Here is a 17117-nt window from a genome sequence, read left to right on the forward strand (position 1 = left end):
TTGAACATCGTTCTATCGCGCAGAAGGGCCCCTTCCCAAGCGATCTGGGAAAGGGCCCTCGTGCTCTTTACGTCAGCGCTGCGGCGGCTCTGCGGCCGGCGGCTCCTGCGTCGGGAGGTCCTGAGTCGGTGCGACGGCCGGAGTCGTCGGGACCGTACCGCGGTTGCCCACGGCGGCGGACTCGGCGGCGGCGATCGCCTCGCGGACCGCGTTGTCGGCCTCGGCCACCGCCGCAGGCGCGGCCGCGCCGGAGTCGAGCTCCGCGACCTCGCCGTTGGACAGCTCCGGCGCCTGCCAGTTGCCCTCGGCCTTCTGGGTGATGCCGGCCACCTGGCCGACCGCACTGCCGAGACCCTTGAGCGCGTCGCCGATCTCGCTCGGCACGATCCACAGCTTGTTCGCGTCGCCCTGAGCGATCGACGGCAACATCTGCAGGTACTGGTACGCGAGCAGACCCTGGTCGGGCTTGCCGGCGTGGATCGCGTTGAAGACCGTGGTGATGGCCTGCGCCTCACCTTGCGCCTTCAGGATCCGCGCCTCCCGCTCGGCCTGCGCCCGCAGGATCCGGGACTGCTTGTCACCTTCGGCGGTGAGGATCGCGGACTGCTTCTGACCCTCGGCGGACAATACTGCGGACTGCCGCATACCTTCCGCGGTGAGGATCGCGGCGCGCTTGTCACGGTCGGCGCGCATCTGCTTCTCCATCGAGTCCTGGATCGACGGCGGCGGGTCGATCGAGCGGAGCTCGACCCGGTTGACCCGGATCCCCCACTTGCCGGTCGCCTCGTCCAGCACGTAGCGGAGCTTCTCGTTGATCTCTTCACGCGAGGTCAGCGTCTGCTCCAGGTCCATGCCACCGATGATGTTTCGCAGCGTGGTCATGGTCAGCTGCTCGATCGCCTGGATGTAGTTGGAGATCTCGTACGTCGCCCGGACCGGGTCGTTCACCTGGAAGTAGATGACGGAGTCGATCGACACCATCAGGTTGTCCTCGGTGATGACACCCTGCGGCGGGAACGCGACCACCTGCTCGCGCATGTCGATGGTGTAGCGGACCTTGTCGACGAACGGGGTCAACAGGTTCAGGCCCGGCTGCAGCCCGGTCTTGAACTTGCCGAACCGCTCGACGATCCCGACGGTCTGCTGCTGCACCACCCGGACGGACTTGACCAAGGTCACGATCACCACTAAGGCGACCAGTGCCAGGACTATGAGGAACGCGGTCACTTTGACCCTCCACTCGAACGGACCCTCAGGACGGACAGTCTTCCGTATCGACGGGGCAGGCGCCGTACCGGTTCCCGGCGCGTCGGATGCCTGATCGAGCAGTTACTTCAACCGTCCCTCACCTTCGACACTACTGCGCCGAGGGGACCACTCAACCGCCGGAGCGCGGTCAGGTCTGCGGCGGTTCGGTCGGTTTCGGGTTCTGGGTCGGTTCGGGGAGGTCCAGGTCGTGGTGCAGCGGCTCGCCGATCGGGTACACGACCGCGGTCGCGCCGTCGATCGACATCACCTCGACGCGCGTCCCCGGGGCGATCGTCGACACCTCGTCGTACGGGCGTGCGGTCCAGAGCTCACCGCTCAGCCGGATCGAGCCACCGCCGTCGGGGTGGATCTCCTTGACCACGATCCCGGAGCGGCCGATGACGTGTGCCGAGCCGGTCTTGAGCTCGGTGCCGTGATGGATCTTGCGGACGATCATCGGCCGGATCGCGCCCAGCATCGCGCCGGCGGTGATCAACGCGATGACGATCTGGAGCCACAACAGTCCGGGGAAGAACGCCGCCACCCCGGCGGCCGTGAGCGCACCCGCGGCCAGCATCAGCAGGGTGAAGTCGAGCGATGCCAGTTCGGCCAGACCCAGGACGGCGGCGATCGTCAGCCACGCCGCCCACATGTTGTCCCGCAGCCAATCCATCATTTCCCAAGCCTATCCACGTCGGGGCCCGCAAGCAGATGTTTGGACGCGCCGACCTCCCCTCCGGCTCCACCGCCATTTCCCTGGCAGACCCACGAATTTGGCTGGCTGACCCACCAGATCGGGGGTTCTGCACTCTGAACCAGGGTGTAGAACCCCCAAGCTCGTGGGTCCACCAGCCAAATGCGCGGGGCTGGAGCGGGCGGGGTACGCGTCCGGGCGGGCGGTGGCGGGCGGTGGCGGGCGGTGGCGGGCGCGGGTGGGTTAGAGGGCGCGGGCGGTGTAGCGGCCGTCTTCTTGTTTGAGGGTGAGGGCCAGGTCGAAGGTGTCGCTGAGGGTCTCGGCCGTCAGGGCCTCGTCCATCGGGCCGGCGGCGACGATGCGGCCCTGCTTGAGCAGCAGGGCGTGGGTGAAGCCGGGCGGGATCTCCTCGACGTGGTGGGTGACCAGGACCATCGCCGGGGCGCCGACCGCGGTCGCGATCGCGCTGAGCGACCGGACCAACTGTTCGCGACCCGTAAGGTCCAGGCCGGCCGCGGGCTCGTCCATCAGCATCAGTTCGGGGTCGGTCATCAACGCACGGGCGATCTGCACCCGCTTCCGCTCCCCCTCCGACAAGGTGCCGAAGGTCCGGTCGGCCAGGTGCCCGATCCCGAGCTCGGCCAGCAACGCCCCGGCGCGTTGGTGATCCAGGTCGTCGTACTGCTCGATCCATCGGCCGAGGACGGCGTACGACGCGGAGACCACAACGTCGGACACGCGTTCGCTCTTCGGCAACCGGTCGGCCAAAGCGGCACTCGTCAGTCCGATGCGCGGCCGCAGCTCGAACACATCAACCGCACCCAGCACCTCACCGAGCAGCCCGGCGACACCGGCGGTCGGGTGGATCTGGGCGGCGAGGATCTGCAGCAGCGTCGTCTTGCCGGCACCGTTCGGCCCGATCACGACCCACCGGTCCGCCTCGTCGATCGTCCAGTCGATCCCGTCGAGCAGACGCGCCTCACCGCGGACGATCGTCACCCCGGCCAGCTCCACCACTGCAGTCATGCACAAAACCTACGGGGTCGCCGTCCGCGAGTTGTCTCCGGGTGGTGAGAGTATTGCGGGCGTGCTGACGACCTCCGCCTCGGTCCGGTTCACCGTGTGGACGAACGCGATGCTGACCGGAGCCTGTGACCCCGACACCGCCGCGCAGAAGATCCTCGGCGACGACGTCGGGCACCACGTCGCGGGCCTGGCCGGACACCCCGAGCCGGCCACCCTCCCGGTCGCGCTGAACCTCCTACGCGCCGCCGGTACGACGCAGGCCCACCTCGCACTCCCAGTCCCCGGCGACCCGATCGGTCTGGCCGGACCGCCTTCGTTCAACGAGGCCGCGTTGGAGACCGGAGAGGCCGTCGTACTCACGGGACCGGAGCTCGGACTCGTTCCGTCGTACGTCGGTCCTGCTGTGCAATGGTCCGTGCTGCCGGCGGCGAGCCCAGTGCTGGCCGACTTCGGTGAAGCGGATCGCGGTCTGCGGCTGGCGCTGATCGACGCCGCCGAGTCGTTGGCCGCGCTCGACGTCGCGCGCTGGAAGCCGGAGGTCGCGGACGCGCTGATCGACATCCGCAAGATCGGCCGTGGCCGCGGCGACGACCTTGCCCCCGGCTACGAACCGCGCGCGGTGAAGACCGCGGCGACCGCCCGGCGGTGTCTCGCGATCGCCGACGCGGCCCTGGACGACGACGGCTCCGCGGTCACCGGCGCCGAGGCCGACGCCCGCCGCCGAGCCCTCCTCGAGCTGGCCGCCGCGGCCCGCCGAGCCCTCGTCGCGGCGTGCGCGCCGCCCGTTCACGCCTGAGATCTGGACCGGATACCGGACCGTCATCTCAAGTAGGTAGCGTTCGGGGTGCGATGACTGATCCCGGTGAGGTTGAAGCGGCCGAGCGGCCGACGGTGCTGGTGACGTTGACGGGGACCGACCGGCCGGGACTGACGTCGGCCGTCCTGTCGACGATCGCGACCCGTGGGCTCGAGGTGATCGACGCCGAGCAGGTCGTACTGCGAGGCCGTCTGGTGCTCGGCGTACTGCTGTCCGCGCCGCGTGACCACAAGAACCTCAAGGAAGAACTGAAGGCGCTCGCCGACATCCTCGACGTCGAGATCTCGGTGAAGAAGGGTCTCGGCGACAATGAGCCGCGGCGCAAGGGCCGTAGCCAGGTGACGGTGATCGGGCGCCCGCTGTCCGCCGCCGGCCTGGCCGCGGTCGCCGGCCGGATCGCCGACACCGGCGCGAACATCGACCGGATCAGCCGAATGGCGCGGTACCCGGTCACGGCGATGGAGATCGCGGTCTCCGGCGTCGATCCGGAAACGCTGCGGACTGTCCTCGCGCTGGAGGGCGTCCGGCAAGGGCTGGACATCGCGGTCCAGGACGGCGGGCTGTATCGGCGGGCCAAGCGGCTGATCGTGATGGACGTCGACTCGACGCTCATCCAGGGCGAGGTCATCGAGATGCTCGCCGCCCACGCCGGCCGGCTGGATGAGGTCGCCGCCGTCACCGAGCAGGCGATGCGCGGCGAGCTCGACTTCGCCGAGTCGCTACGACATCGGGTCGCTGCCCTCGAAGGACTGCCGGCCACCTCGCTCGACGAGGTGTACGCCGCGATCGAGCTCGCACCGGGCGCCCGCACCTTGGTACGGACGTTGAAGCGGCTCGGGTACCAGTTCGCGATCGTCAGCGGCGGCTTCAGCCAGATCACCGACAAGCTGGCCGCGGAGCTCGGCATCGACTACGCCAAGGCCAACGAGCTCGAGATCGTCGACGGCCACCTCACCGGTCGCGTGGTCGGCGAGATCGTCGACCGCCCCGGCAAGGCGACCGCCCTTCGTCAGTTCGCCCAGGAGTCCGGTACGCCGCTCACCCAGACGGTCGCGATCGGCGACGGCGCCAACGACCTCGACATGCTCGCCGCCGCCGGCCTCGGCGTCGCCTTCAACGCCAAGCCGGTCGTCCGAGCGGCCGCCGACACCCACGTCAGCGTCCCCTACCTGGACACGATCCTTTACCTCCTCGGCATCACCCGCGAAGAGGTGGAAACAGCCGACGCCGGGGACCCCGCCTGATCGCAACAAGCTGCAACTTTCCCGGCCACCTGGGCTGGATGCGGCAGTATCGGTTCATGGAGTTCTCGACTCGGCCGGCGACGCTTGACGACGCACCTGCGATCCATCAGTTGATCGCGGCCGAAGAGCGGTCCTGGCATGGACAGGTGGAAGCTGTGCCGGACGCTGTCGCGGCGGATCTGCGGCGGCCGCTGATCAAGCTCGAGCTCGACACCCGGGTCGCGACGGCGCCGAACGGTGATCTGGCCGGCTGGGTCTGGGTGCACGGCGGCAGACACGCGAAGATCGACGTCCATCCGTCGTACGCCGGACTCGGACTCGGCACCCAGCTGCTCGACTGGGCCGAGGCGCGGGCCCGGGAGATCGGCACCGACTGGCTCGCACAGATCGTCGACGACTCCGATCAGGCCGGCACCGACATGCTCCGGTCCCGTGGGTACGAGGTGCTCGCGACCAACTGGTTGCTCGAACGTCCGACCGCGCCGCAATCACCTGCTCCCCCAGGCATCCGGCTCGATGCATACGATCCGGCTCGCAGTCACGAAGTACACGAGCTGATCGAGCAGGCGTTCGCCCCGTTCCAGCCGCGGGCGAAGTCGTACGACGAGTGGGCCGAGCTGACCGTCGCTCGGTCCACGTTCCTCCCGCAGGCTTCGACCCTCGCGTACGCCGACGATCAGCTGGTCGGCGCGGTCATCGCGCTGGACGGCGACGAGGGGTACGTCGAGCAGCTCGCCGTACAGGCCGATCAACGGAACAAGGGCATCGCCCGCGCAATGCTCGACCGAACCTGCGCCGAGTTCCTCCGCAACGGGCGGACCACCTGCATCCTGTGGACCCATTCCGGCACCGGCGCGCTGGCGATGTACGAGCGCCTCGGCATGCGGGTCCGGCGCAGTACAACGGTGTATCGCACCCAGCTGTGACGAGCTGTTGACACAAGGTGTTGACACCTGGAGATGAGAGCGCTCTCATTGGGTCAATCCCCCGGCCGGCGGTCTGGTGAGGCGCCGGCCTCGACTGTGGAGGTCGACCATGCGTTCCCGCCCGAACCAATCACGTCGCCGTACCCACCGCCGTACTCTCCTGGCAGCACTAGCCGCGCCGATCCTGATCGCCGGCAGCCTCGCGGTCGCCGCCCAGGCGAGCGTCCCCCCGCCCGCGTCCGGCTGGAGCACCGTCTGGAGTGACGACTTCGACGGACCGAACGGCACCCTCCCGTCCGGCGCCAACTGGATCATCGACACCGGCCACGGCTACCCGGGCGGCCCGGGCAACTGGGGCACCGGCGAGATCCAGAACTACACGAACAGCACGAACAACGTCGCCCTCGACGGCGGCGGCAACCTGCGGATCACGCCGCGCCGCGACAGCGCCGGCAACTGGACGTCCGGCCGGGTCGAGACGCAGCGGAGCGACTTCAAGCCGCCGGCCGGTGGGGTGCTGGCGATCGAGAGCCGGATCCAGATGCCGAACGTCACCGGCGACGCCGCGCTCGGGTACTGGCCCGCGTTCTGGGCGCTGGGCCAGCCGTACCGCGGCAACTACTGGAACTGGCCGGGGATCGGCGAGTTCGACATCATGGAGAACGTCAACGGGATCAACTCGGTCTGGGGCGTGCTGCACTGCGGCGTGAACCCGGGCGGCCCGTGCAACGAGACCAGTGGGATCGCCAACAATCGCGCGTGCCCGGGCGCGACCTGCCAGGCCGGATTCCACACCTACCGCTTCGAGTGGGACACCAGCGTCTCGCCGAACCAGTTGCGCTGGTACGTCGACGGGCAGCAGTTCCACTCCGTCAGCCAGGGTCAATTGCCGGCCGACACGTGGGCGAACATGACCTCGCACGCGGGGTACTTCGTCCTGCTGAACGTCGCCATCGGCGGAGCGTTCCCCGACGCCCTCAACGGCCCGACCCCGCGAGCCTCGACCGTGCCCGACAAGCCGATGGTCGTGGACTACGTGGCCGTGTCGTCGAAGGGCGGCGGCGGCACTCCGCCCACCTCACCGCCGCCGACCTCTCCCCCGCCCGGCGGTGGCGGCAGCGCGTACAGCACCCTCCAGGCGGAGTCCTTCCAGCAGCAGGGCGGGATGGGCGTCGAGACGACCACCGACTCCGGTGGCGGCCAGAACCTTATGCAGATCGGAAACGGCGACTGGGCCCTGTACCAAGGCGTCGACTTCAGCAGCTCGGCCGCACACCAGTTCGTCGGCCGGGTCGCATCCGGCGCGGCAGGTGGCGTGAGCGGCCTGGTCGAGGTCCGGCTGGACAGCCGGTCGAACGCTCCGATCGGCAGCTTCGCGGTCGGCAACACGGGTGGCTGGCAGTCCTGGCGATCGGTCCCTGCCAACATCAGCGCGGTCACCGGCGTCCACGACGTCTACCTGACCTTCACCAGCGGTCAACCAGCCGACTTCGTCAACCTCAACTGGTTCACGTTCGGTCACTGACCACCTCTTCCTCTCCGACTTTGAGAACCCACCAACCAAGAATTCGCTCCCGAAACGGTCGGTGGCTTCTCAAAGTCGCGAGGTTGGGGGCGCGTCGTGGGGAGGGCGTGCGAGGTGGGGTGCGGCGCGGGAGGTGCGGGGATCAGGCGGCGTGGAGCCAGGCGGTCAGGTCGCGCGGGTCGGGGGCTCGCCACGGCGGGCAGTCGCCGGGGCGTGCGCTCCCTCTGGCGAAGGCTGCACGGAGGCGGGCGATCACGTCCGAGTGGGGATCGAGAGCATCCTCCCAGCCGAAGTGCACGAGCTCCACGGCACGATCGCTCAGTCGTTGGTCACGCCGATGACCGCGCCGCAGTTGCCGACGTCGCTCCTCAGGAGTATCAGCGTCGTACTTCGCCAGCCCGTCGGCCTCGCCGACCGTCCGGAACCACGGCCACCAGAAGTCGACGCGTTCAAGCATCCAGCCGGTGCCGTCCCAGAACTGGGCCTGGAGGATCGGCGCAGGCAGTCCCGCGGCCGCGAAGACCGCCCGCGCGATCGACTCCAACGCCGATTCCGCTCTCGGATCCCCGAAACCGATCGTGGTCCGCGCCCGGCGAATGCCCGGCCATTGGAACTGCTGCTCGACGACCGCCTCGAGATCGGCGGCGCAGACACCGCTGCGCAGTGCGTCGTCGATCGTCACGATCGCCTCACGGAGCGGCAGCGCACGGGCGATATCCACGACCGTCCTGGCCGTACTGGTGACCGGCAACCATAGGAACCTGGACAGATCGGCCGGCGCCAGAGTGGCACGTCGTACGACGATGTCGTTGCGACGCTGGTTGCGCTTGGCCTCGGGCGGCCTGGTCAGCCACGCAGCATCGAGCGGCGGGTGGGACGGACGCCGACTGTCCGTCCAGGTGCGCAGTCCGGAGAGCTGGGCCGCACTGAAGTGACTCACCGCAGAACCCGGGTGCAGCGCCTGCGCGCAGGCGAACCGCGCCAGTGCCTCCTTCAGCCTGCCGTCGACATAGTGCCCATGATGGTGCTGCAACACTTGCCGGCGCACCAGTCGCCGCAGGTCTGAGTCGCGCAGGCCGGCCTCGATCAGGACTTGCCGCGGCTGCGGCCTCCGAACGAGCACCGTCAGCCGATCGCGGACTCCCCCGGGCAATCGATCCATCGCGCCATCGTCCCTCATCACCTCACCCGCCCGCTCGCACCGAACGCCACCCTGTGGATAACCCCCTGGCCACGTCGACTTTGAGAATCCACCAACCACAAATCGGCCGCAGAAACGGTCGGTGGCCTCTCAAAGTTGGAGGTGGCGGGAGGGGGAGGGATGGGGCGTGTGGAGGGAGTGGCGGGGGTGGTGGGGCGGTACGGCTTATTCTTCGGCTATGTCAGAACTGCAGGGTGGGCCTGGAGCCCTGTTTGCGATCGGCGGCGCCGAGGACAAGCTGAAGAAGCGGATGGTGCTGCAGGAGTTCGTCGAGGCGGCCGGTGGAGCCAAGGCGCGGATCGTGGTGGTGCCCACCGCGTCCGCGCTCGGGCCCGACGTCATCGACGTGTACCGGGCGCTGTTCGCGGCGCTCGGTGCCGCGAGCGTGGTCGGCGTCCGCCCGGAGAACCGCGAGGACGCCGACGACCCGGCCTTCATCGCCCCGCTGAACGACGCGACCGGCATCTTCATGACCGGCGGTAACCAGCTCAAGCTGGCCGGCGTCGTCACCGGTACGGCGTTCGGCCGGGCGGTCACCGCCGCCCACGCGCGCGGTGCCGCGGTCGGCGGTACGTCGGCCGGCGCGAGCATCCTGGCCGAGCACATGATCGCGTTCGGCCGCTCCGGCGCGACCCCGCGGCAGCGGATGAGCCAGCTGTCCGGCGGTCTCGGACTGGTCCAGGGCGCGATCGTCGACCAGCACTTCGCCCAGCGGAACCGGTACGGCCGGCTGCTGTCGCTCGTCGCCCAGTCCCCCGGCCTGCTCGGGATCGGCGTGGACGAGGACACCGCGGCGGTCGTCCGCGGCACTCACCTGGAGGTCGTCGGCCGTGGTGCGGTGACGATCTTCGACGGCGGCCGGATCACGTCGAACGCCCACTCCGCCAAGCGATCCGAGCCGATTCTCGCGTCCGGCGTCGTACTGCATGTCTTGCCTGCGACCGCGACGTTCGACCTGCAGAACCGGGTGCTGTTGTCGTTCGGTCCGCAACCGCCGGCCGCGGAGATCGCCGAGATGGCGGCCGCCGAGGCGGATCTGCGCAAGCTGACCAAGGAGATCGCGGCCGAGGGCGTGTCACCGCGGTACTACGAGGAGCGCAAGAAGCGCGCGGGACGCCGTACGGCGAAGAAGTCTGCTGCGTCGATCGGGGCCGCGGAGTCCAGACCGGAGGCGACCGAGCCCCTGACCAGACCAACACAGGCGGCCGGCGCCGACTCCGACCTCCCCGACCGCACGCAAACAGACAACGGAACCACATGACCGATACGCATGGCGCCCCCGCTCCGGACCTGAAGATCATCGAGACCCGCGTCTACCGCGGGCCGAACGTCTGGAGCTACGAGCCCGCGATCCACCTGGTCGTCGATCTCGGCTCGCTGGAGAACTTCCCGTCGAACACCATCCCCGGTTTCACCGAGCAGCTGCTGACCTACCTGCCCCGGCTCGACCAGCACCACTGCTCGCGCGGCCGGCGGGGCGGGTTCATCGAGCGACTGCAGGAAGGCACCTGGCTCGGGCACATCGCCGAGCACGTCGCGCTGCAGCTCCAGCAGGAAGCCGGCCACGACATGCGGCGCGGCAAGACGCGCCAGGTCAAGGGATCGCCGGGCATCTACAACATCGTCTACGCGTACGCCGACGAGGCGGTCGGACTCGCCGCTGGTGAACTCGCCGTACGGTTCGTCAACAACCTGGTCCAGCCCCAAATGAAGAATGCACAGCCGGCGTTCGACTTCACCACCGGGCTGGAGCGGTTCATCAAGCAGGCCGAGCGGACCGCGTTCGGCCCGTCAACGCAGGCGATCGTGGACGAGGCGGTGTCCCGGGACATCCCGTGGATCCGGCTGAACAAGGCCAGCCTGGTCCAGCTCGGTCAGGGCGTGCACGCGAAGCGGATCCGGGCCACGATGACGTCCGAGACCGGTTCGATCGCGGTCGACGTCGCCAGCGACAAGGACCTGACCACGAGGCTGCTCGCGTCGGCCGGTCTGCCGGTGCCGCGGTCGGAGTCGGTACGTACGGTCGACCAGGCGGTCATGGTCGCGCACAAGATCGGCTACCCGGTGGTCTGCAAACCGCTCGACGGCAACCACGGCCGCGGCGTCTGCCTGAACCTGCAGAACGCGGACGAGTTGCGGGAGGCGTTCCCGATCGCGGCCGAGCAGTCCCGGCGCGGGTCCGTGATCGTGGAGAACTTCGTCACCGGCAAGGACTACCGCTGCCTGATCATCAACGGCCGGATGGAGGCGATCGCCGAACGCGTGCCCGCGCACGTGGTCGGCGACGGCATCCACACCGTGGCCGAGCTGGTCGACATCACCAACGCCGACCCGCGCCGCGGTGTCGGTCACGAGAAGATCCTGACCCGGATCACCATCAACGCGGCCGCACGGCAGCTCGTCCGGGACCAGGGTTTCGAGCTGGACGACGTACCGCCGGAAGAGCTGATGGTGAAGCTGACGCTCACCGGCAACATGTCCACCGGTGGCATCTCGATCGACCGGACCTGGGAGGCGCACCCGGAGAACGTCGAGATCGCCGAGGAGGCGGCCCGGATGATCGGGCTCGACATCGCCGGTATCGACTTCATCTGCCCGGACATCACCCAGCCGGTGCGCGAGACCGGCGGCGCGATCTGCGAGGTGAACGCGGCGCCCGGGTTCCGGATGCACACGAACCCGACGATCGGCGAGCCACAGTACATCGCGAAGCCGGTGGTGGACATGCTGTTCCCGCCGGGTGCGACCAGCCGGATCCCGATCGTCGCGGTGACCGGGACGAACGGCAAGACCACCACCTCGCGGATGATCAGCCACGTCTTCAAGGGGCTCGGTCGCAAGGTCGGTATGACGTCGACCGACGGCATCGTGATCGACGAGCGGCTGGTGATCCGGCAGGACGCGTCCGGGCCGAAGTCCGCCCGGATGGTGCTGCAGAACCCGCGGGTCGACTTCGCGGTCTTCGAGGTGGCGCGCGGCGGGATCCTGCGCGAGGGGCTCGGGTACGAGCGCAATGACGTGGCCGTGGTGCTGAACGTGCAGCCGGATCACCTTGGCATGCGTGGCATCGACACCCTCGAGCAGCTCGCGGACGTGAAGGCGGTCCTGGTCGAGGCGGTGCCGCGGACGGGGTACGCCGTACTGAACGCGGACGACCCGTTGGTGCGGAAGATGCGCCGGAAATGTTCGGGTCAGGTCGTGTGGTTCAGCATGGCCGAGCCGGGCAGCGAGGTCCGCGAGTACATCGAGGGGCACTGCCGGCGGGGTGGTCGCGCGGTGGTGCTAGAGCGGTCCGACCTGGGCGACATGATCGTGGTGAGGCACGGGCGGCGGTCGATGCAGCTGGCGTGGACTCACTTGCTGCCGGCAACGTTCGGTGGGCGGGCGATGATGAACGTGCAGAACGCGATGGCGGCCGCCGCGGCGGCGTTCGCGGCCGGTGCGTCGTTGCACGACATCCGGCAGGGGCTGCGGACGTTCAGTACGTCGTACTACCTGTCGCCGGGCCGGTTGAACGAGATCGACGTCGACGGCCGCACGGTGATCGTGGACTACTGCCACAACGCGCCGGCGATGCGGATGCTCGGGGACTTCGTCGACAAGATCGGTGAAAGCCTGAGCGCGTCGTCGGAGCTCGGACGGCCGTCGCGGATCGGTGTGATCGCGACCGCGGGCGACCGGCGCGACGACGACATCCGCGAACTGGGCGAGGTCGCGGCGCAGCACTTCGACGTGGTCATCGTCCGCGAGGACGCCCGCCTCCGCGGCCGGAAACGTGGCGAAGCAGCCGCTCTGATCGCAACCGGCGTGCATACCGCGATGGAGCAGGGCGCCCGCTGCCGTCAGGTCGATACCGTCCTGGAGGAGCTGGACGCGGTCCGGCACGCCCTCAGCCGCTCCAACCCGGGCGACCTCGTCGTACTGTGCGTCGACCAGCACCAGTCGGTCCTGGCCGAACTCGAGTCGGTGTCCCACCTCGCCCAGGCCGGCGCACGGTCCGGCGACGAAGGCGGCGACCCGGACTTCGTCCTCCCGGACGAGGAAGCCGGCGAGGTCACCGTCCCCAGTTAGTTCACCGGTTGGCGACGGGGCAGGAGGCGGCGATGGGCCTCCTGCTCGTCGATCCAGTCGAGGTCGTCGGAGAGTACGGCGTCGTTCGACTTGTCGGCGTACGGGTCGGGGGGTGGCGGTGGTGGCGGGAGTGCGCGGAGCTTGAGCGCCACCATCGGGATCGCGAGCAGTACGGCGACCACCATCCACGGCCAGTACTCCCGCAGCAGCGGTGCGAAGGACTGGAAGAAGGCCTCGGTCGATGCGTCCCCAACCGCGTCCATCGGCTTGCCGTTCGAGCGGGCGACCACCTGCACGGCCTCGACGAAGCCGTTGCAGACCAGGTAGAACCCGGCCAGCGGAATCCAGGACCCCACTGACCGCCAGCCGCGCTTCCAGCAGGCGAAGTACAGCAGCAGCGCGAGCCCGGCGCCGACCAGCAGGCCGTTGAGCTGCCAGATCCACTGCCAGTCGCGTAGCTGCTCAGCGGGTCGCTGGGCGTACCACGCCACCGGCAGCGCGAGTGCGAACGCTGCAAGCACCGAGCTTCTGGTGCCCAGGGCACCGAACAGCCCACCCAGAGCGCTTGCCACCAGCAACGTGACCAGCATGTCCCGGTCGGAGAACGAGTTCCCGGTCAGCCACCACATGCCCGCGGCAACGACCAGCAGCACCGGTACGGCGATCCGCACCCGGCCGATCAGCAGTCCGGCGAGCACTCCACCGGCGAACCCACCGAGCAGCAGCAGGTCGACCCGCGGCGGCACGAAGTACGTCGCACCGTCCGGCAGCCCTTTCAGGTACGTCGCGGAGAAGCCGCCGATGAACCAGGCGACCACCGCGGCCGGGATCGACCACAGGTAGCGCATCACAAACCCCGTTCCACCCCAACCGTTCGGGCGGAGGGGCTTAGTGCTGGGCTCTCTCGACCTTGCTCTTCAAGATCTCCGGTGTGTCGACAGTAGCTCCCTCGGACCGCAACCAGCCGTCAAGACTCGCCCGATCCTGCAGAGACATCACCGCGACGACATCCCCGGCCTGCGCCTCAGCGACCAGTGCCTGGGCCGCCTCGAGCTCGGTCGGGTACGCCGGTACGTCGTCCACGCCGACCGACGCAGCACCCTCCCGGAACACCGCCTCGAGCTCAGCCGGCGGCCGTCCGCGCAGGTAGTCGCTCTTGTGGCCGATCGCCACCCGGTCGGTCCCCCGCGCACCCATCGCGCCCAGAGCGGCGACCATGTCGTCGGCCCGGTCCCCCGGCGATCCGAGCGCCAGCATCAGCCGCCCGCCCTCCGGCCGGACGCCGTTCATGATCTCGAGCAGCGCCTCCAGCCCGGCCTCGTTGTGGGCGAGATCGATGACGACGGTGAAGTCGCGCAGCGAGTACATGTTCATCCGGCCGGGGTTGTTCTCGTTCGGTGCGAACGTGCTCAGCCCCTCGATCACCGCGGCCCGCGGCAACCCCAGCCCGAGCGCCGCCGACGCCGCGGCCAGCGTGTTCTCGACGTTGTAGTGCGACAACCCCGACAGCGTCATCGGTACGTCGACAACCTTCAGCAACGGCTCCGGGTCGCGCGACTGATCGAGCACGGTCACGTATCCGTCGAGGACAGTCGTCGCCCGGCCGCCTTCGTCGAGGACCGCCCGGATCGACGGCGAGTCCGGCTCGCGCGAGAACACCCAGCACTTGGCCGGCGAACCGAGCCGCATCGCGAACGTCCGCGGGTCGTCGCCGTTCACCACGCACCAGCCGCGCGGACGGGTGATGTGGGTGATGACCGCCTTCACCTCGGCGAGCTGGTCGACGGTGTCGATCCCGCCCAGGCCGAGGTGGTCCGCGCTGACGTTGGTGACCACCGAGACGTCGTTGTACGCGACCCCGATCCCCCGGCGCAGGATCCCGCCGCGAGCGGTCTCCGTCACCGCGAGCTGGATGCCGGGCTGGGACAGCACTTGTCCGGCGCCGCTCGGTCCGGAGAAGTCGCCGTACTTCACGAGTTCGCCGTCGAAGTACACACCGTCGGTGCTCGACCAGCCGACGTGCAGTCCGGCGGCCCGGCCGATGTGCGCGATCATCCGCGACGTGGTCGTCTTGCCGTTCGTCCCGGTCACCGCAACTACCGGGATCTTCGGGCGCAGGGTCGGCGGCGGGTTGCCCGCCGGCTCGTCCCGCACCCGCGTCCCCACGGACGCGATCAACTCAGTCAGATCCTCGGCCCCGAACGCGTCCAGGACCTCGACGATCGCGGCCCCGAGTGCCCGAGCCCGGGTCTCATGCGCCCATGGGAAGGCCACGACAAGCCGGCGTACGTCGGACTCCGGGCGAACCCGGACGCCGATCCGGCCGATCCCGGCCTCCCGCGCAATTCGCCGTACGACGTGACCGACGACGCGGATCGCGAACCGCTGCCGGAAGCCCGACCCGATCCGGCCCGGCCGGGTGGTGCCGAGACCGATCGCCTGTCCATAAGCCTTTGCCGCCGGCGCCGGAGCGTCGACGAGTGCGGACACGTCCAGCGTCAGCTTGACCGCGGCACGACTGAAGTAGAGGTTGGCGCCATCGAGAACACGGAGCTCAACCAGCGAGGTGGCCAAACCCTACGCTCCCATCGCGTGGAAGCCACCGTCGACGTGGATGATCTCGCCGGTGGTCGAAGGGAAGAAGTCACTCAGCAGGGCCACGATTGTGCGGCCGGTCGGCTCGAGGTCGGTCGGATCCCAGCCGAGCGGCGCGCGGTCCAGCCATGGCCCCTCGAACTTCTCGAAGCCCGGAATCGCCTTCGCAGCCAGCGTTTTCAGCGGACCGGCCGAGACCAGGTTGCACCGGATGCCCTGGGCACCGAGATCACGCGCGAGGTACCGACTGGTCGACTCGAGAGCAGCCTTGGCCACACCCATCCAGTCGTACCCGGGCCAAGCGACGGTCGCGTCGAAGGTCATCCCGACGACACTGCCACCGCGGCCCATCAACGGCGCGCAGGTGACCGCAAGGGACTTGAGGCTGTACGCCGACACGTGGACAGCCTGGGCCACGTCGTCCCAGGGTCCGTCGAGGAACTTGCCGCCGAGGATCGTCTCCGGGTTGCCGTACGCGATCGAGTGCACGACGCCGTCCAGACCGTCGACGTGCTCACGGATCGCGTCCGGCAGGGCAGCCAGGTGCTCCGCGTTGGTGACGTCGAGCTCCAGCACCGGCGGCTCGGTCGGCAGGCGTTTGGCAATCCGTTTGGTGATGCTCAGCGCCCGGCCGAAGTTCGAGATCAGCACGGTGGCGCCTTGTTCCTGCGCCACTTTGGCGGTGGCGAAACCGATCGAGGAGTCCAGCGTGACTCCGGCGACCAGGATCCGCTTGCCGTCGAGGATGCCCACCGGCTTCCCTTTCTGAAGTGAGAGTTAGTTGCCCATGCCGATGCCGCCGTCGACCGGGATCACTGCGCCGGTGATGTAGCCGGCCTCCTCCGAGGACAGCCAGCGGACGGCCTTCGCGATCTCCTCGGTCCGGCCGAAGCGGCCGAGCGGGATCTGGCTCAGGTACTGCTTCTGGGTCTCCTCCGGCAGGACCGCGGTCATGTCGGTCTCGACGAACCCGGGCGCGACGACGTTCGCGGTGATGCCGCGGCTGCCGAGCTCACGGGCGATCGAGCGGGCCATCCCGATCAGGCCGGACTTGCTGGCCGCGTAGTTCACCTGGCCCGGTGAGCCGAGCAGGCCGACCACCGAGGAGATGAACACGATCCGGCCCTTGCGCAGCCGCAGCATGCCCTTCGCGGCCCGGCGGGCGACCCGGAACGAACCGGTCAGGTTGGTCTGGATGACCGAGTCCCAGTCGTCGTCGGACATCCGCAGCAGCAGGGTGTCCCGGGTGATGCCGGCGTTCGCCACCAGCACCTCGACCGGACCCTGCTGCTCCGCGATGGTGTCGAACGCCGCGTCGACCTGCTCCTGGTCGGTGATGTCGCACTTCACCCCGAGGAAGCCCTCCGGCGGCGGGCTCGTGTTGTAGGTGACGGCGACCTCGTCGCCGGCCTCCTTGAACGCGGTCGCGATCGCCAGACCGATCCCCCGGCTACCACCGGTCACCAGCACAGACCTGCCCACAAGCCCTCCTCACATCGTCGGTCGGAGGAACGCTATCCCACCAGGCCCGGGTCCCCCGACTTAGGAGTCTTCGAGCCGGAAGCCGACTTTCATACCGACCTGGTAGTGGTCGATCTGGTTGTCCACGACATGGCCGCGGATCTCGGTGACCTCGAACCAGTCGAGGTGACGCAGCGTCTCGCCGGCCCGGGCGATTCCGTTGGTGATCGCCTGGTTCAGCCCCTCCTTGGAGGTACCGACGATCTCGGTGACCCGGTAAGTCCGATCGCTCATTGCGACATTCCTTCC

15 protein-coding genes are annotated in these 17117 nt (G+C 69.0%); 6 read left to right on the forward strand and 9 right to left on the reverse strand.

What is annotated here, in order from left to right; genetic code table 11:
* Nucleotides 1-72 precede the first annotated feature (72 nt).
* The 3 genes from EV650_RS08550 to EV650_RS08560 all read right to left on the reverse strand — a co-directional run bounded on the left by EV650_RS08550 (nt 73) and on the right by EV650_RS08560 (nt 2968).
* Nucleotides 73-1227, reverse strand: a complete 1155-nt coding sequence (locus EV650_RS08550) for an SPFH domain-containing protein (RefSeq protein WP_134117054.1) — start codon at nt 1225-1227, stop codon at nt 73-75.
* Nucleotides 1228-1396: 169 nt separating this feature from the next.
* Complete coding sequence (locus EV650_RS08555; RefSeq protein ID WP_134117056.1) at nt 1397-1924, reverse strand: NfeD family protein; 528 nt, start codon at nt 1922-1924, stop codon at nt 1397-1399.
* A 261-nt stretch (nt 1925-2185) separates the two neighbouring features.
* Nucleotides 2186-2968 carry an ABC transporter ATP-binding protein gene (locus tag EV650_RS08560; protein ID WP_134117058.1) on the reverse strand — a complete coding sequence of 261 codons (783 nt, stop codon included), beginning with the start codon at nt 2966-2968 and terminating at the stop codon, nt 2186-2188.
* On the opposite strand from EV650_RS08560, the gene EV650_RS08565 reads away from it, so the two are divergent.
* The 4 genes from EV650_RS08565 to EV650_RS08580 all read left to right on the forward strand — a co-directional run bounded on the left by EV650_RS08565 (nt 2967) and on the right by EV650_RS08580 (nt 7480).
* Nucleotides 2967-3764 (forward strand): Rv1486c family protein, encoded by a 798-nt coding sequence (locus EV650_RS08565; RefSeq protein ID WP_238174079.1) that lies wholly within the window; start codon nt 2967-2969, stop codon nt 3762-3764. The two genes, EV650_RS08560 and EV650_RS08565, sit on opposite strands and share 2 nt — an antisense overlap.
* A gap of 53 nt (nt 3765-3817) precedes the next feature.
* Nucleotides 3818-5029, forward strand: coding sequence for a phosphoserine phosphatase SerB (serB, locus tag EV650_RS08570; RefSeq protein WP_134117060.1), 1212 nt, complete (start codon nt 3818-3820; stop codon nt 5027-5029).
* A 56-nt stretch (nt 5030-5085) separates the two neighbouring features.
* The gene (locus EV650_RS08575; protein ID WP_238174080.1) at nt 5086-5955 is read left to right on the forward strand and encodes a GNAT family N-acetyltransferase; all 870 of its coding nucleotides are present in this window, start codon (nt 5086-5088) and stop codon (nt 5953-5955) included.
* 109 nt (nt 5956-6064) lie between these two features.
* Nucleotides 6065-7480 carry a glycoside hydrolase family 16 protein gene (locus EV650_RS08580; protein ID WP_134117064.1) on the forward strand — a complete coding sequence of 472 codons (1416 nt, stop codon included), beginning with the start codon at nt 6065-6067 and terminating at the stop codon, nt 7478-7480.
* A 142-nt stretch (nt 7481-7622) separates the two neighbouring features.
* Here the strand turns inward: EV650_RS08580 and EV650_RS08585 are convergent, their stop codons facing one another.
* Nucleotides 7623-8642: a type IV toxin-antitoxin system AbiEi family antitoxin gene (locus EV650_RS08585; protein ID WP_134117066.1), complete on the reverse strand. Its 1020-nt coding sequence runs from the start codon at nt 8640-8642 to the stop codon at nt 7623-7625.
* A 217-nt stretch (nt 8643-8859) separates the two neighbouring features.
* On the opposite strand from EV650_RS08585, the gene EV650_RS08590 reads away from it, so the two are divergent.
* Together EV650_RS08590 and cphA are read left to right on the forward strand one after the other, a co-directional pair.
* Nucleotides 8860-9942: a cyanophycinase gene (locus EV650_RS08590; protein WP_134117068.1), complete on the forward strand. Its 1083-nt coding sequence runs from the start codon at nt 8860-8862 to the stop codon at nt 9940-9942.
* Entirely contained in the window at nt 9939-12752 is a 2814-nt protein-coding gene (cphA, locus tag EV650_RS08595; RefSeq protein ID WP_134117070.1) for a cyanophycin synthetase, read from the forward strand. The genes EV650_RS08590 and cphA overlap by 4 nt, the downstream gene beginning before the upstream one ends.
* On the opposite strand, the gene EV650_RS08600 is transcribed toward cphA, so the two are convergent.
* From EV650_RS08600 to EV650_RS08620, 5 genes are read right to left on the reverse strand one after another with little or no spacing between them, the layout of a single operon-like run.
* Nucleotides 12749-13600, reverse strand: coding sequence for a hypothetical protein (locus tag EV650_RS08600; RefSeq protein WP_134117072.1), 852 nt, complete (start codon nt 13598-13600; stop codon nt 12749-12751). The genes cphA and EV650_RS08600 overlap by 4 nt on opposite strands.
* Nucleotides 13601-13640: 40 nt before the next feature.
* The gene (locus EV650_RS08605; protein ID WP_134117074.1) at nt 13641-15326 is read right to left on the reverse strand and encodes a Mur ligase family protein; all 1686 of its coding nucleotides are present in this window, start codon (nt 15324-15326) and stop codon (nt 13641-13643) included.
* Between the two features lie 3 nt (nt 15327-15329).
* Nucleotides 15330-16100: an enoyl-ACP reductase FabI gene (fabI, locus tag EV650_RS08610; RefSeq protein ID WP_134117076.1), complete on the reverse strand. Its 771-nt coding sequence runs from the start codon at nt 16098-16100 to the stop codon at nt 15330-15332.
* Between the two features lie 24 nt (nt 16101-16124).
* A complete protein-coding gene (gene fabG / locus EV650_RS08615) occupies nt 16125-16829 on the reverse strand; it encodes a 3-oxoacyl-[acyl-carrier-protein] reductase (RefSeq protein ID WP_134117078.1) in 705 nt (234 codons plus the stop codon).
* Nucleotides 16830-16889: 60 nt separating this feature from the next.
* The gene (locus tag EV650_RS08620) at nt 16890-17102 is read right to left on the reverse strand and encodes a dodecin (protein ID WP_134117080.1); all 213 of its coding nucleotides are present in this window, start codon (nt 17100-17102) and stop codon (nt 16890-16892) included.
* Nucleotides 17103-17117: the final 15 nt, after the last annotated feature.

The sequence above is a fragment of the Kribbella kalugense genome (genome assembly GCF_004365875.1).
Lineage (GTDB): Bacteria > Actinomycetota > Actinomycetes > Propionibacteriales > Kribbellaceae > Kribbella > Kribbella kalugense.

What these genes read in the sequence shown, in the direction of transcription:
- EV650_RS08555 (WP_134117056.1), bottom strand. Translation starts at nt 1,924, where the DNA reads ATGATGGATTGGCTGCGGGACAACATGTGGGCGGCGTGGCTGACGATC.
- EV650_RS08565 (WP_238174079.1), top strand. Translation starts at nt 2,967, where the DNA reads ATGCACAAAACCTACGGGGTCGCCGTCCGCGAGTTGTCTCCGGGTGGT.
- EV650_RS08560 (WP_134117058.1), bottom strand. Translation starts at nt 2,968, where the DNA reads ATGACTGCAGTGGTGGAGCTGGCCGGGGTGACGATCGTCCGCGGTGAG.
- serB (WP_134117060.1), top strand. Translation starts at nt 3,818, where the DNA reads ATGACTGATCCCGGTGAGGTTGAAGCGGCCGAGCGGCCGACGGTGCTG.
- EV650_RS08575 (WP_238174080.1), top strand. Translation starts at nt 5,086, where the DNA reads ATGGAGTTCTCGACTCGGCCGGCGACGCTTGACGACGCACCTGCGATC.
- EV650_RS08580 (WP_134117064.1), top strand. Translation starts at nt 6,065, where the DNA reads ATGCGTTCCCGCCCGAACCAATCACGTCGCCGTACCCACCGCCGTACT.
- EV650_RS08585 (WP_134117066.1), bottom strand. Translation starts at nt 8,642, where the DNA reads ATGGATCGATTGCCCGGGGGAGTCCGCGATCGGCTGACGGTGCTCGTT.
- EV650_RS08590 (WP_134117068.1), top strand. Translation starts at nt 8,860, where the DNA reads ATGTCAGAACTGCAGGGTGGGCCTGGAGCCCTGTTTGCGATCGGCGGC.
- cphA (WP_134117070.1), top strand. Translation starts at nt 9,939, where the DNA reads ATGACCGATACGCATGGCGCCCCCGCTCCGGACCTGAAGATCATCGAG.
- EV650_RS08600 (WP_134117072.1), bottom strand. Translation starts at nt 13,600, where the DNA reads ATGCGCTACCTGTGGTCGATCCCGGCCGCGGTGGTCGCCTGGTTCATC.
- EV650_RS08620 (WP_134117080.1), bottom strand. Translation starts at nt 17,102, where the DNA reads ATGAGCGATCGGACTTACCGGGTCACCGAGATCGTCGGTACCTCCAAG.